We start from the raw sequence: 14,432 nt of genomic DNA, 5'->3' as shown, positions 1-14,432 counted from the left end.
CTCATAATCCATACATATAAATCATGCGACCCTTTTGTGATGTAGTAGGTGTAGCCAAATAAATCAAAAAATTTAAAAGTGTAGCCAAGAATTTAAATTAGAGAAAATGGATTTTAAATTTAAGGCTCATTCTCATTTAAGGGGTGTCCTTATTGAGACATGGGTAACAAAATATTCCGGAGACATAGGTTACACTCAAAGGTATATCTGGAGAAAAGAAATGCCATGGCAGGAGTGTACTAAAGTGGATGAGAAGTTAAAATATGTAGCACGATTGTTAGATGGTGAGCAGATGTCATCTTTATGCTAAGAATTCAGCATTTGACGCAAGACAGGGTATAAGATATATGAGCGATATAAAGAAAGTGTATTGGAAGGGTTAAATGATCGCAGCAGATTATAAAGGTGAGTTCCAATTAGGGAATAAAGAGTATTGTTATCCACTAACAATAACTGATTTTAGTAGTCGTTATTTACTCGCATGTGAGGGTGAACCTTCGACCACTAGCACCCCATGCTGTCTAATGTCGTTTTCAATTAATTCTAAATAGTTTCAAAATCTCTTTATAGGTCTTGATATATAAGGATTATATCTATATCATCGTTTCAAATGTTTCCAAGAATTTCCAAGTCGATCCAATAAAATTTGGATCGTTTTTTGGATCGATATAAAAAAATGGCTTCTATGAAAAAAACTACATTTACAGATCCTTATATCAACGGTTTAAAACCTAGAGATAAAACCTATCGAGAAACAGAAGGCAATGGGTTTTATATTCGAGTTACGCCTCAAGGGAAGAAAGCTTGGCTATATCGCTATTATTATGCTGAAAAGGATCACAGTATTACATTAGGCTATTATCCAACAATGAAATTAGGAAAGGCACGAGCAAACTATCAAGAGTTATTTGATTTATGCCAATCAGGTGTCGATCTAAAGGCTCATTTAGCCAAGCTTGAAGAAGCTAAAACCAACACCGTTAAGAAACTTGTGATTGGATGGTATGAAAATTACATTGAAAAAGAGCGTAAACAACCTCAACAGATTAAACAATTGATTGATGCAGATATTATCCCTTTACTAGGTGATACTGAATTAACCAAGCTTACGCCTGCTTTGGTTACAACGGCACTTGATAAAATCGTAAAACGTGGTGCGCGTGTTCATGCCAACAAAGTATTAGCGGCTTTAAAACAAGCATTTAGTTATGGTGTAAGACGAGGCGCATTACAAGAAAATCCCGCTATTTTATTACAGGCAAGAGACGTTGGCGGCATTGAGAAACCGCGTGATCGCAATCTAAACATCAATGAGATTAAAACACTATTATCCTTTTTAGAAAGCGGTACAAACCGAATGTCACTGCAGACCAAATTAGCCATTAAAATTATTCTACACACAGGCGTACGTTCAGGAGAGTTGCGATTAGCGACATGGAATGAAATAGATTTTAACAATTCGCTATGGACTATCCCTAAAGAGCATACGAAGCAAGGTGAAGTCATGCGTATTCACCTTACCGAGTCAGTCAAGATAATGTTTCAACAGCTAAAAGCAAATTCGAATTGCCAATACGCGCTATCTGCAAAAGATAATGAGCCGTTAAGCCTTAAAACATTATCACGCTCCATTAATCGCATACAAGATCGTGTTGGGATTCCTCATTGGACAGCCCATGATTTAAGACGGAGTTTTTGTACCCAGCTTGGCGAAACACTTCATATTGATCCAGTGGTAATTGAGAAATGCCTAGGCCATAAAATGCCTAAAATCATGGCAACCTACAATAGAAATGAAATGCTTCCTCAGCGTAAAGAAGCATTAACACGGTGGTCAGAATACCTTGATATATTACTGGAAAATAATGTCGTTTCAATTCAAGCGCACAGTACATATCATTCATTAGGGAAAAAACAATCATGCAGCACAACTTAGAGCCTCTATTAAATCAATTAATCAATGATTGGGAAGATGAATTAGTTGAATTTAAACAAGCTAATCACTCATACCCAACCCCTGATATTGGTAAGTATTTCTCTGCTTTGGCAAATGAAGCTAATTTAAAACAAGCAGAAAAAGCATGGCTAATATTCGGTGTTGATAACCATTCTCGAACGATTGTCGGTAGCACTTTTCGTCAAGAAAAAGAAGGCTTGAATAGCTTGAAACATCAAATTTCTCAAGGCACAGATCCTTCCATATCGTTCATAAATATTCATGAATTACATACACCCAATGGTCGGGTTGTTATGTTTGAAATTCCTGCTGCCCCACGTGGAATACCTATTGCGTGGCAAGGGCATTATTATGCACGCGCAGGGGAAAGTCTGATTGCTCTCGGTACTGAAAAATTTGAACGGATACGCCGACAAGTGCTTGGGTTAGATTGGACAGCCCATATTGTTCCAGATATGGCAATTAACGATCTTGATCCAGTTGCTATCCAAAAAGCAAAAGACTTGTTTGCACAAAAGCATGCCAATCGTTTTAAAGCTGATGAAGTTATGAATTGGACAGATGCTGTATTTCTTGATCGAGCAAAGCTAACAATCAATGGCCAGATCACAAGAGCAACATTACTATTATTAGGTAAATCCGAGTCAGCCTTCTATCTATCACCTTATCCAGCGCAATTAACTTGGAAATTAGTAGGAGAAGAACAGGCTTATGAGCATTTTGGACTACCTTTTATTCTTACAACCAGTGCGCTGTATCAAAAGATCCGCAATATACAGCTGCGCATTCTGCCTGAAAATGAACTGGTGGCTATTGAGCTTGCAAAATATGATCAAAAAATTGTTTTAGAAGCACTGCATAATTGCATCGCCCATCAAGATTACTCAAGAAATGCTAGAATCATTGTTGTTGAACAGACTGATAAATTGATACTTGAAAATGCTGGGATATTCTATGAAGGAAAGCCAGAAGATTACATAGCAGGACATAAAACACCACAAAGTTATCGTAATCCTTGTCTTGCCCAAGCAATGGTAGAAATAGGTATGATTGACACCATGGGCTATGGCATTCATGAAATGTATCGGGGGCAAGCCCGGCGTTATTTTCCTTTACCGGATTATGATCTAAGTGAGTCCAACACTGTGAAGATTATTATTTATGGTCGAATTGTTGATTTATCTTATACAAGAATGTTGATGCAAAAAACAGAATTAACACTTGAAGAAATCGTAGCTCTGGATCGTGTTCAAAAACATTTACCGTTAAAAGAGGATATGATTAGATATTTAAGACAAGAGAAATTAATAGAAGGCCGTAAACCAAATTTTCATGTTTCAGCTTTTGTCGCGGATGCAGCGGCAACACAAGTAGATTATATACATACGCGTGCTCAAGATAATAAGTATTACCAAAAGTTAATCATTGATTATTTACAGCACTTTAAATCAGCAACACGGAAAGAAATTGATAAATTACTTTGGAATAAGTTAAGTGATGCTTTAGATAAAGATCAGAAACTCAAAAAAATTGATAACCTATTAACCATGTTACGAACCAATGAGCAAATAAAAAATATTGGTTCCCGAAAAATACCCACTTGGCAATTAAACGAAGAAAAAATTAGGAATAAAAAGGAATAAAATTAGGAATAAATTCATTAGAAACCTTTAAAAATCAATCAATTAAATATTATAAAAATAATTGATTTAAGGAGAAATTCCTTTATGCGCTCTATATGAACCATTTCCATTTTGGAAACAGTTCAAAATGAGATCGTATGAATCCAATTAATGAGCTGCAAGAAAATAGCACAAGTTCCATTTCGGAACATGTGGGGGAAAACGTAAGTAGGCTTAAAAAAGATAATCCATAGCTGCCTGAGGTGATCGGACATAATCTAATCAGTCATAAACAAATAGAGAGATTTTGTCTGATTTAATTAATAGTCTGTTGATTCGGCTTATTTTTATAAAGCACACGCAAAATAGTATCAAGTACCACATCAAGTCGTTTACTAACATCTGAGGCCAAAAAACGTAAAATAGTGTATCCATGCTCCTGAAGCAGCAAATCCTTACGCCTATCAGTACGATAAGCCTCTTTGGATGAAAGATGCTGGATACCATCAATTTCAATAGCAATTCGTGCATCACTACACATCAGATCTACTTCCATACCCCCTAATCCATCAAATGGAATCGTTAATACGTGATTTAGTTGAAACCGCCCCTGGGTTTCAGGTAATGTCTCCAAACGATAAAACAAGAAAGCCTCAATGAGGCTACGTGCGCGTTCAATTTGATCAGGTTCTAACATTGCAACATCCGAGAATAATTGCGCTAATGAGTTATCAACACCATCTGAAACCAAGCGCCTAATGCTACTGCCATAATCATTTTTCCAAAGAGGTTCCACAGGAAGAACAACACCCGATGGCCATCCAGGGTAAGCACTCGCTGGCTGTATTATTTTATACCCAACAGATTCATAAGCACTGGATCTGCGTTGGAACATACGCTCTAACATGGGAACAGCTAAATCGGCATAATCATATACATGCACTTCTTTTTTTGTATCATGCAATCGATGAAGACGCCCTACATATTGGGCAATAGTTCCTTTCCAGGAAATAGGCAAGGTCAAAAATAAAGTATCTAGCCGTGCATCATCAAATCCTTCACCAACAAATCGACCCGTTGCAAGCACAACACGCTCCTCATCTGGAGGAATTGCTGTTAATTGTGATATTGCCTGTTTCATTTCTTTGGCACCAAGGCCCCCTTTAAGCACAATTAAATGCCCGACTTCAGAGTTTAATTGTTGATGCAGTATATCCAGATGTTCATTTCTTTCCGTTAAAATAATAGGCGAACGTCCTTTTTTGACAGCATGAATAACATCATTACAAATCATTTGATTACGATAATCATCATGCATTAATTCTTCATATAAATCTTGAAATTGAATGCGTAAATTTTCATTAATTTGTTTGTAAGGACGAAAACTTGTTGGGCGCACAAAAACATAATGCTCAAAAGGTCTAACAATGGCTTGGGCTTTAGCATCCACACGATGAAGAATAGAACCACAACGCATCATAATAATAGGATGGCGGCCATCTTTACGCACCAATGTGGCTGACAATCCTGTAATAAATTTCGCTTTGACTTGCCGAATAATATCGTCAAAACTGACTGAGGGAATATGATGGCATTCATCGACAATGACATACCCATATTGAGAAATCATACTCTCAATTTCGGTATGCTTAGTGAGGCTTTGAATTAGTGCAATATCAATAAATCCTGTAATTTTCTTTCGCCCCCCACCAAATCGACCAATTTTTTTAGCAGGGAGTCCAAGAAAGGTTTGTAGCCGCTCTACCCACTGATCTTGCAGTTGTTTCGTATGAACAATGATCAATGTGTTAGTTTTCCTCTTAGCTATCATCCAGGCAGCAACCACTGTTTTACCGAATGCAGTTGTTGCAGAAAGAACACCAATATCTGATTGGATTAACGCATCTACAGCAAGTTGTTGTTCTGGTCTAAGTTCACCACAGAATTGAATATCTAATGGCTCCCCTGCAAATAATTCTTCTTGAGTTGTGTATTTAATTTTTAGTTCGCGCAGCAATTTCGTAATGTCATCAAAACAACCACGGGGAAGCCCAATATGATGCGAGTAATCACGAGCACAACCAATAATACGTGGCTTATCATAGACAGGTAATCGCATAGCTTGTGCTTTATAGAACTCAGGATTTTGAAAAGCAGCTATACGAATCAATCGGTTTAATAGCGGAGATGGCAATGATTCTTTTTCAATAAAAATCTCATTGCTGACGACCATGTGAATCTTTTTAGGTAATGTATCAATGATCGGCAACGGTACTGGCGGTTTCCAAGGAGTTCTATTTTCCTCTTCAATAATCTCTAATCGTATACCAACAACTCGCCCTTTGGCTTCTGCCTCAATGACTAATTGTTCTACTTCAAAACGAGTTATTTTTTTAATACCTGCAAGATAAGCCCATTGGTCTTCAATAACTTGTAATTGTTCATCGATAAATACGCTATTACCAGCATGCCGTGCTGCTTTTTGTAGAGGCAACGCAATGAGGTTGCCAAAACCACCACGCGGTAAAGTATCCTGATTGGGAAAAAATCGATCATATGAATCCAAACCAACTGCAGGATTAGATTCCATGGTTTCTGTTAAAATTGATGCTCCTAATTTTCTTGCTAGTGCTGCTGGTATTGACTCTTCAAAAAACAACCAAACATGGGCACCTTTACCAGAGCGAGAGCGTTCGAGTACTGCAGGCAAGTTCTTTTGACGACAAGTTTTCAGAAAAGCAACAGCATCCTGCTCCCAGGTTGCTTTGTCAAAATCAGCCGCAAGAAAATAACAAGTTTCGTCCAATAGCATAGGATAAATACCCATCACAAAATCTTGGCCTTTATTGTCATATCCTTGCAAATGCCAATATACAACTACATCGTCTATAGGGATAAATTGTCGATGTTGGCAATCCATACACTTGATACGCGGTTTTTGGCAGACATTTGGAACCCATTCATTTTTACAAGCAGGCGCATACCCAGATTTCTGTGTTTTTCTGTTTTGAAATCGACGAGGATAAACATCTGAACGCCCTCGAAATAGAGATTGAAATAAAGCTATTTTTTCTGCTGTTGACGAGTGTTGGTTAATCATAAATATCAGCCGGTTGGAAGCTGGTTAAGTATAGCTTATGATTGGCGTAAAAAATAAGTGCCAGAAACTCCTTCATATTTTTCTTAACAGAAGTCATCAATAGTATCCTCACCAATCCATTCAAATCCTTGCTCAATACAAAATACTTTGTTAGCCCCCTCTTTATCAAAATATGAACCCAAGTTGGAATGAACATAAAAACCACTCTCAAACACAATTTCCGCAATTGACCATGGTTTAAGACTTTCTTTTTGACATAGGACTAAAATCGATAAATTATTTCTAGCTTTAACAAACTCAAGTATGGTGGACTGCGGATAAGCGTCATTATAAGTAAATACAGTCCCAACTTTAAGCTTATCAAAGTATGCTTGAAGAGGATCTTCCCCTATCTCTTCAGGACAACAAGGAAAATGAGAAGGTACTCTCCACTTATATTGAACACATTTCTCTGTTAACGCCATAACTAACTCTGACTCACGGCTCAATATTTCCATCTCGGTTATTGGTTTATAAATCAATTTATTAAAAGTACCTTCACTATTTTTTTTATCTACATTTGCATTAAGCTTACTTACGTCACAGCCCTTTTGCTCCTCTGAAGATGCATCTAATCGAAGATCATTATGAAACCTATTTTTTTCTATAATCGGCTCATAAACCCATTCGCCCCAAGAACTGCCTCTGGGCTTTTTATTACTACTTGCCCAAAGAGACATACGCTCCTTACAATTTTTAGCTTCATCTGATGTAACCGTCCGCATCCATGCAAAATTTCTTTCAACATCATAAGTATTTAATGATGAGGGATTATCAAGAAATGCTTCAATACTGCCACATATAAATTCAATTTTTTTCCTTGTTATAGGATTCATAAGAGCATTCTCTAGGCGTGTGAGCCATCTAAGATTTTCAGGCCGATTATTTCTGCAATTTGTATCAATGTGATCGACAACATATTGAGGATTGGGTGGTTCTCCATGGAAACCTGTAGCTATAATTCGATGAATACGAGCATCGGACAGATGCAAATAAGGGTTTGATGAGTTTACTTTTCCAAATGTCCACTGGTTATCATTAGGGCGTACGCGCTTTCCACTTCGAGCATGCCGAAATACCGCCCCATTATCGCGAACGAAATATCTTTCCCCTTCAAAAATACATTCTACTTCGCAGTTAAAATTATCTACATCAATTAATTCCATTATCTTTCCCTGATTTATTATTAATTAAAAGTTGTGCAATTTCTTGCAATAAATCAGGATGAAGATGTTGAGAAAGCATGTTTACAAGTTTTTCAACATACCATGTTGGACGAGTACATATGGGATTGACTGTAGTAAGACACATTGTTGTTGCCTGAGAATAAGGCGTTTCTTTATTGTTAGTTAGATTTCTACCCACGAATCGCATTGCCTCCATTAACGCAGCAGCCTGATCGGCTTCATTGCAACCAGATAATTTAAGCGCGGAAATTATATGAAAAGCTAACGCATTTGTTTTTTCCTCTGCCCTTGCTAAATCGGCATTAATTTTGGGAAGATCAGCAGGACACATCGATTCGTAGACAATATTCCTACTTTCACGTACATCATTTGAAAGCTGATTGACTGGCGAAACAACTTCGGAATAGACATGGTAAAGTCTTTTTTCCGCATTTAAATAATCTTCCTCAGTCCAACCAGATGATAGTTTGATAGCAGCCTCAATAAGATGATTTACCTCCTCTAGACTTTTCAGATGATGCTTCCATGGCTCAGACTGCCATTTACGCAAGATTTGACTTGCTTGACGCTTAAGTTGTTCTTTCTTCCTATATCGAGCTTGCTTATCTGCATTTGAATGTTTTTCCATATAATCCCCTAGAAAATTCAATTACGTAACTTTTTAAAAAAGCAACATAATTGAATTTCATAGGCATGTCAAATAAGCTTAGATAAACTTTCAAAAACGAGATTAGGCTTGTAGCCTTTTAAAGTTGTAAAGACCTTTTATTTCACTACTCTCTAAGTATAATCCTGATAGCCAAGCTATCTCGACGGGGAGAATCAAGGGTTTCATCATCCCTTTTGCCTGGCACTTCAATGGTGATGTAGCTTTGATGGAGTGATTCAAATGAATGATAAGGTTATTCCTACTTATTACAGCATAATGCAACTTTGTGATCGTTGGCATTTTGACTTAAGACAAATGCGTGATTTCTTCTCAAAAAAAGCAATTCCTTTATATGCTTGTATTACTGGCAAGAAAGGAGGTGCATTTAACCAGCAAGTTAAAGTACGTGAAACAAAAATTAATACTGCTACAGGCGAGGATTTGAAAAGATTTGGAAGTTTAACCAATGAGGAGTTGGAAAAACAAGGCTTTATCATAAACTCTCTTGAACCCAATTTATATCAAGTATCTAAAGGAACTATGTGTTTCCTTATTGATAATAATGATAGTTTTAAAAAAGTTAGAATTCCTGCCTTAGGAGTAGATGCCTTCGATGTACTCCATGATGATTTTATAGAATTGTGCGATGAACATTCTATTGACCCAAACAAAAGTCTAGAGAATTTGTTTGAAAATGAAGAGTTATTTACGCGAATAGTGAAATCTAAAAAAGATGGGCATGTACGCTTTTTAGAGCCAGCTTGTATCGTCAAATTAGAAGACATTTATATACATAATCAGGATGTTTACAACGCAGAGCAAAACAAGACAAAAAACAAATCCATTCGCCACGATATTATCACCGAGGCTTTATTAAAAATAATATTTCCCAGCCTCAAAACGAATGAACTTGCTTCTAATAAGTTAGGAATGATCTGTTGGGAAAAACTTCCTGATGCACTCCTTGCTATAGGCTGTACTGAAGTTAAAGTAGATTTGAAAGGAGAACTGGATATGCGTGAATTTATGGCCAAACATCAAAAATTAGCTGTCCCAGCAAACAATTATAAAGCATTCCGTAAACGAATATGGGGTGTACTTGATTACTATTTATCTAATGAAAAAATGAATAACTGATGCAGAGTTACGCACTAATGCGCACTGTGCGAGTACGTGCGTAATACTTCCATTATCGTCCTGATTGTCAATTAAACACAATCAGGAGCATTTATCATGAATCACTCTCAAATAGCACAAATTTCTCACGTCGAAGAAATAACAGGCTTTCATCGCTCTACTCTGCGTCGTTGGTGGAAAGAAGGTAAATTTCCGCCCCCTCACAAATTAAACGGAACAACCCTAGTGTGGCAAGTAGAAACTATTAAGCACTGGGTTAAAGAAAACATACCCAAAATTCATATCTAAATTACTGAGCTAAAGAGCACAACGGACTAAAGCACATTAGGCAGCGGTAACAAACAAGTTAGGCACTTTGAAATTACCGCCACACGATAAGTTAAGGATTAACCACTATGAATTTTACAACAATAATCAATAATACAGAACTAGCTTTTTCTGAACAGGGAGTACGAACAACAGATCAGTACGTAAACATTAATGGTGAAGTATTGATGGCTAGACTTAGAGAACTTCCAATCGGTGAAAAAGACGGTAGCCATTTCCTACGTACTAAATTAAAAACCTTAGCCAATAATCAATGTATGTCTCGCGCTGAAAACAATGCTGAAAGTACGGCTAGCATTTTGATGATCGACTGTGACAAGGGGATAAATCAAGATGGACTAGAAATTGAAGGAGCACCTGATCCTCAACTTATCCATGAGGTTTTATTAAAGCTTAATATCGGACATATTATTTATGGCTCACACTCTCATTATTCAGGAAACAAAGGAAATCGTTGCCGTATTATATTAGCTACTCAAAAGCCGTATCATAAGGAACAACTGGCAGCGACTGCAGAGGCATTAGTCTTACTTATTAACCAAAATCTTGATAAAAAATTACTGGCATACGCCAAAGAGAACGGCGTATTTGCTCAAGCATGGTATACCCCAAGAAAACCCTATAATTCTAATGTTACACCATTATATTTTGAATATCTCAACGGAAATCCAGTCGAAGTTTTTGAGCAAGAAACATTGCCACCAACTAGCTATATCCTAATTGAGCCTACCTATTTAGCCGATACATTATTGCCAATAAACGCATTCAATGAACAAAATCATCTTAGTTCTCTATTGGTACAATATGGCTATAAAAAGAAATTAATAAAAAATAATGAAGAACGATGGCTATGCCCCAATTCTACTTCTGGTACAGCAGGCATAGTAGTTAGAGATAATCGATTTTTCAGTCATCATAGCAATGTCTTTAATGATGGCTATTGGCATAGTCCTTTTGACTTAATGCAATACCACGAGAACCTAACAAGGCATGAAGCAATTATCAGAGCAGCACAGACTACTTTAGCACCTAATGGTAAGTCTGTAGATGAATACAACAAAAGCCTAATTAAAAGCACCTCACGAAAAGATAAAACTAACATATCATCGATGGAATATGACGTTATTGATGACATCGAACCTTGGCCAGTGATGATCAATCCAAATGAGCTATTAACGGAAATCGAAAATTTGATTAGACGTTGTATTGTATGCAATTCAGATACTGTAATTGCTGCTACATTGTGGGCAACAATGACTTGGTTTATGGATAGTATTCAGGTCGCCCCATTAGCGGTAATTACAGCACCAGAAAAACGTTGCGGGAAATCTCAATTACTTTTTCTGTTTACCAAGATGGTTAAGAACCCTTTACCTGCTTCCAATATTACTTCAGCAGCATTATTTAGAACGGTTGACCTATGGGGTCCTACTCTTTTAATTGATGAAGCAGATTCCTTTATAAAAGACGATGAAGAATTACGCGGCATATTGAATTGTGGGCATACAAGAGATAGTGCTTTTATTATACGTACAGTTCAGGTTGGTAAAGACTATTATCCCCGAAAATTCAATGTTTGGGGAGCAAAAGCGCTTGCGGGAATCGGCCATCTCTCTGAAACTTTAATGGATAGAGCCATTATCTTAGAATTACGCAGAAAACTTCCCCATGAAAAAGTAGAACGTTTGCGTCACATTGATCCTAATTTGTTTGCTAGTTTAAAAAGTAAATTATCTCGTTTCGCTATAGATTTCTCAGATACAATTTCATCAGCAAGACCCCATCTACCTGAAATTCTTAATGACAGGGCACAAGATAATTGGGAGCCATTACTTGCAATAGCTGATGCTGTTGGAGGCAAATGGCCTGAGCAAGCTAGAAAAGCAGCTATTAGTATGTCTACCCAGGATAATTCCATTGCTAGTATAGGAACAGAATTATTATTAAATATCCAAGATATATTTGAACAAAGAAAAATAGAACGTTTCAGCACCTCAGATTTAATTCAGGCCTTATGTTCGGACGATGAACAACCTTGGGCAACTTATCATCGTGGGCAAGCTATTACTCCACGACAACTTGCTAACTTACTAAAAAGTTATGGTATTAAAAGTAAAGGCATTCGTATAGGAAACACTACACCCAAAGGATTTGAAAAGCAGCAATTTGCAGAAGCGTTTGATCGATACCTAAATTCCATTAATCCCGAAATATGCGCAACAGTGCAACAAGCCAATTCCCATACTAATTATAGCGTTTCTCATTCTATTAATGTTGCAGCAACACTTGACCTATCCGCAACAAGAAGCCCTACGACTGACTTAAGTTGTTGCGGTGTTGCGGATGTTGTAGACGATGTGGTCGAGGTGGGGTTATGACTAGCAATGGTATCTTGCGAAAGGTTTCTGATACTCAGCTCTTTATTGAATTGTCAGCTGATTGGAATAAGTTAAATGTTAAAGGAGTCAAGCAACTGAGGCCTACTATCAGTAATCATAAAGCAGAGATTCTATTGATGCTTCAAAAAAATTACCGGAGAAACTAATGCCAAATTTTAAGGTTACTAAAAAAAATCATTCTGATGCCGAAAAGATCAAACATAAGGCAATAGATACTTTTAATAATCATATCATTCATAATGCTGCGATTGCATCTAATAACATTCGAGCTGATAATTTTGATATCAATGCAGCAAAAGAGAAAACTGATGATGCGTTGGTTGCCTTGAATACCCAGAACAGCCTGCAATCTATGTTAGCCGCTCAAATGCTTTCAATTCATGAGTTGCAGCAAACAACGATGGCTTGTGCTAATGGCTGCAATAGTATTGAACTCAAAAAATACTACACTAATTCTGCTATAAAACTATCCAATTGTTTCGTGCAACAAGTCAATATACTCGCAAAATTGCAAGGCGTGGGCGGGCAAAAAATCGTTGTTGAACGTGTTGATATTCATCAAGGTGGTCAGGCTATTGTGGGGAATATTCAAGGGGGTATGGGTAATAAGGAAAAAATATGAAAACAACCTCAAGAACCGAGAAAAAACATTACGCATTTGAGTCTGCGCCTAGATGTGGCGCACGAACAAAAGGTAACTATGGCAAACCTTGTTGCTGCCCTGCTGTCAAAGGCAAAGCGCGTTGCCGTGTCCATGGAGGAGCAAGACGATCAGGCGCTCCACTTTACAATCTCAATGCATTAAAGCATGGAGAGACAACAGGAGAGGCTAAAGCACTCAGGAAAGAGATTAGACGTGAAATTGTGCGTAGTAAAAAGTTTATCAAAGATCTTATATAGCTAAGTAAATTGGGTTTCAATTTTGAAATTTACTCAATGGTGGGTGGGGGGTACCAGGGTTTTGGAACTGGGTAGGGTCATCCGGTGGGGCGTAACATTCTCAACTATCCTGCCAGCGCACTTTAAATAATGATAATAATTTAAACGAGTTATTCGCTGATTTGGGGGGAACCCTGTTCGATAAATATGAGCGCTAATCTGCTGCGCCAAAATTTATTGTATGAGCACTCTTTCCATGAATAGATTACTGTGTACTTTTTTAAAATGAAGAAAGATATACGGGGGGAATAAGCTTGGCTATATCGATATTCTTAGAAGCCCCTCTACTAGCTCTTGATTCTATTGGAAAGGCCCAAATATTAAATTTATCATTTTTCCAGGTATCCCAGGCTAAGTTATCCCATCCCAGTATTTTGCTCATTAGCTCAATACATTTCAGCTTACCACGATTAATATTGATATTATTATTTTGATGATATCTATGAGAGGCATTAATAGCTCCAGTTATATAATCAGCAACCTGAATAGCATCACAATTTTTTGAATCACAAGTTTTAACATCTTTCACTTTAGCAAAAGTACATGGACTAAGAAAATGATTTGAGATTATTTGGCAGACCTCGTGATGCTTGTCATATCTGTCATTTTTTTCATCGCATTCAATTACTAAATCATCATTTATCATTTCAGTAGATTTAGCGATTAATTGAGTTAAAGTTTTATAAAAAGCTTCTTCTTTTTTTGATGTAATCCAATTTCTATAATGGGCTTTTTCCACAGTAATACATTGATAATGAATTGCTTTATTTATTAATATTTCATAAAAAAGCCGAAGTCCAATATTAATTAAGTTATACCCTTTATGGGTTTTTGACCATTTTATTTCATTGAGGAATTGGTGGTTCTTCTTCGCATGTAGCACTATATTTTGAAATTCGGCATAGAATTCCACTGGAAATATTAAAGCGCCAATTGAGTAATGGCTTGATCCTGAACGATCCACACGAATTTACTCATATATCCCTTGCTCCAATTGTGTTTGAATGATCATCTGTACCAAGAGAATGGAGGCAAGAAAGAGTTGTTCATTAGAAAAAATAAGTTGTTTTTTTAAG

At 37.0% G+C, this 14,432-nt stretch carries 11 protein-coding genes; 7 read left to right on the top strand and 4 right to left on the bottom strand.

Going from position 1 to position 14,432, the window contains the following annotated elements; genetic code table 11:
• The first annotated feature begins 658 nt into the window (after positions 1–658).
• Together WA877_RS00950 and WA877_RS00945 are read left to right on the top strand one after the other, a co-directional pair.
• Positions 659–1,936, top strand: coding sequence for a tyrosine-type recombinase/integrase (locus WA877_RS00950; RefSeq protein ID WP_425169071.1), 1,278 nt, complete (start codon positions 659–661; stop codon positions 1,934–1,936).
• Complete coding sequence (locus WA877_RS00945; RefSeq protein ID WP_425169070.1) at positions 1,921–3,600, top strand: ATP-binding protein; 1,680 nt, start codon at positions 1,921–1,923, stop codon at positions 3,598–3,600. The genes WA877_RS00950 and WA877_RS00945 overlap by 16 nt, the downstream gene beginning before the upstream one ends.
• A gap of 295 nt (positions 3,601–3,895) precedes the next feature.
• Here WA877_RS00945 and WA877_RS00940 read toward each other — a convergent pair whose 3' ends face one another.
• The 3 genes from WA877_RS00940 to WA877_RS00930 form a co-directional block, all read right to left on the bottom strand.
• Positions 3,896–6,679, bottom strand: coding sequence for a TOTE conflict system archaeo-eukaryotic primase domain-containing protein (locus WA877_RS00940; protein ID WP_425169069.1), 2,784 nt, complete (start codon positions 6,677–6,679; stop codon positions 3,896–3,898).
• A gap of 83 nt (positions 6,680–6,762) precedes the next feature.
• Positions 6,763–7,884, bottom strand: coding sequence for an HNH endonuclease signature motif containing protein (locus WA877_RS00935; RefSeq protein WP_425169068.1), 1,122 nt, complete (start codon positions 7,882–7,884; stop codon positions 6,763–6,765).
• A complete protein-coding gene (locus WA877_RS00930) occupies positions 7,871–8,533 on the bottom strand; it encodes a hypothetical protein (RefSeq protein WP_425169067.1) in 663 nt (220 codons plus the stop codon). The genes WA877_RS00935 and WA877_RS00930 overlap by 14 nt, the downstream gene beginning before the upstream one ends.
• Positions 8,534–8,794: 261 nt before the next feature.
• Between WA877_RS00930 and WA877_RS00925 the strand changes: the two genes are divergently transcribed.
• The 5 genes from WA877_RS00925 to WA877_RS00905 all read left to right on the top strand — a co-directional run bounded on the left by WA877_RS00925 (position 8,795) and on the right by WA877_RS00905 (position 13,317).
• Entirely contained in the window at positions 8,795–9,691 is an 897-nt protein-coding gene (locus tag WA877_RS00925) for a hypothetical protein (RefSeq protein WP_425169066.1), read from the top strand.
• Positions 9,692–9,787: 96 nt separating this feature from the next.
• The gene (locus tag WA877_RS00920; RefSeq protein WP_425169065.1) at positions 9,788–9,979 is read left to right on the top strand and encodes a helix-turn-helix transcriptional regulator; all 192 of its coding nucleotides are present in this window, start codon (positions 9,788–9,790) and stop codon (positions 9,977–9,979) included.
• 107 nt (positions 9,980–10,086) lie between these two features.
• The gene (locus WA877_RS00915) at positions 10,087–12,396 is read left to right on the top strand and encodes a DUF3631 domain-containing protein (protein WP_425169064.1); all 2,310 of its coding nucleotides are present in this window, start codon (positions 10,087–10,089) and stop codon (positions 12,394–12,396) included.
• A 166-nt stretch (positions 12,397–12,562) separates the two neighbouring features.
• The gene (locus WA877_RS00910; protein ID WP_425169063.1) at positions 12,563–13,039 is read left to right on the top strand and encodes a hypothetical protein; all 477 of its coding nucleotides are present in this window, start codon (positions 12,563–12,565) and stop codon (positions 13,037–13,039) included.
• Positions 13,036–13,317: a hypothetical protein gene (locus WA877_RS00905; RefSeq protein ID WP_425169062.1), complete on the top strand. Its 282-nt coding sequence runs from the start codon at positions 13,036–13,038 to the stop codon at positions 13,315–13,317. Before WA877_RS00910 ends, WA877_RS00905 begins: the two co-directional genes overlap by 4 nt.
• A 259-nt stretch (positions 13,318–13,576) precedes the next feature.
• Here the strand turns inward: WA877_RS00905 and WA877_RS00900 are convergent, their stop codons facing one another.
• Positions 13,577–14,320 carry a DUF3800 domain-containing protein gene (locus tag WA877_RS00900; protein ID WP_425169061.1) on the bottom strand — a complete coding sequence of 248 codons (744 nt, stop codon included), beginning with the start codon at positions 14,318–14,320 and terminating at the stop codon, positions 13,577–13,579.
• Between the last annotated feature and the right edge of the window lie 112 nt (positions 14,321–14,432).

It is taken from the genome of Legionella sp. (assembly GCF_049790535.1).
GTDB lineage: Bacteria > Pseudomonadota > Gammaproteobacteria > Legionellales > Legionellaceae > Legionella.
Note: the sequence above shows the minus strand (reverse complement) of the source record. Positions and strands in the feature narration are given on the sequence as shown.

What these genes read in the sequence shown, in the direction of transcription:
- WA877_RS00945 (WP_425169070.1), top strand. Translation starts at nt 1,921, where the DNA reads ATGCAGCACAACTTAGAGCCTCTATTAAATCAATTAATCAATGATTGG.
- WA877_RS00940 (WP_425169069.1), bottom strand. Translation starts at nt 6,679, where the DNA reads ATGATTAACCAACACTCGTCAACAGCAGAAAAAATAGCTTTATTTCAA.
- WA877_RS00935 (WP_425169068.1), bottom strand. Translation starts at nt 7,884, where the DNA reads ATGGAATTAATTGATGTAGATAATTTTAACTGCGAAGTAGAATGTATT.
- WA877_RS00930 (WP_425169067.1), bottom strand. Translation starts at nt 8,533, where the DNA reads ATGGAAAAACATTCAAATGCAGATAAGCAAGCTCGATATAGGAAGAAA.
- WA877_RS00925 (WP_425169066.1), top strand. Translation starts at nt 8,795, where the DNA reads ATGAATGATAAGGTTATTCCTACTTATTACAGCATAATGCAACTTTGT.
- WA877_RS00920 (WP_425169065.1), top strand. Translation starts at nt 9,788, where the DNA reads ATGAATCACTCTCAAATAGCACAAATTTCTCACGTCGAAGAAATAACA.
- WA877_RS00915 (WP_425169064.1), top strand. Translation starts at nt 10,087, where the DNA reads ATGAATTTTACAACAATAATCAATAATACAGAACTAGCTTTTTCTGAA.
- WA877_RS00910 (WP_425169063.1), top strand. Translation starts at nt 12,563, where the DNA reads ATGCCAAATTTTAAGGTTACTAAAAAAAATCATTCTGATGCCGAAAAG.
- WA877_RS00905 (WP_425169062.1), top strand. Translation starts at nt 13,036, where the DNA reads ATGAAAACAACCTCAAGAACCGAGAAAAAACATTACGCATTTGAGTCT.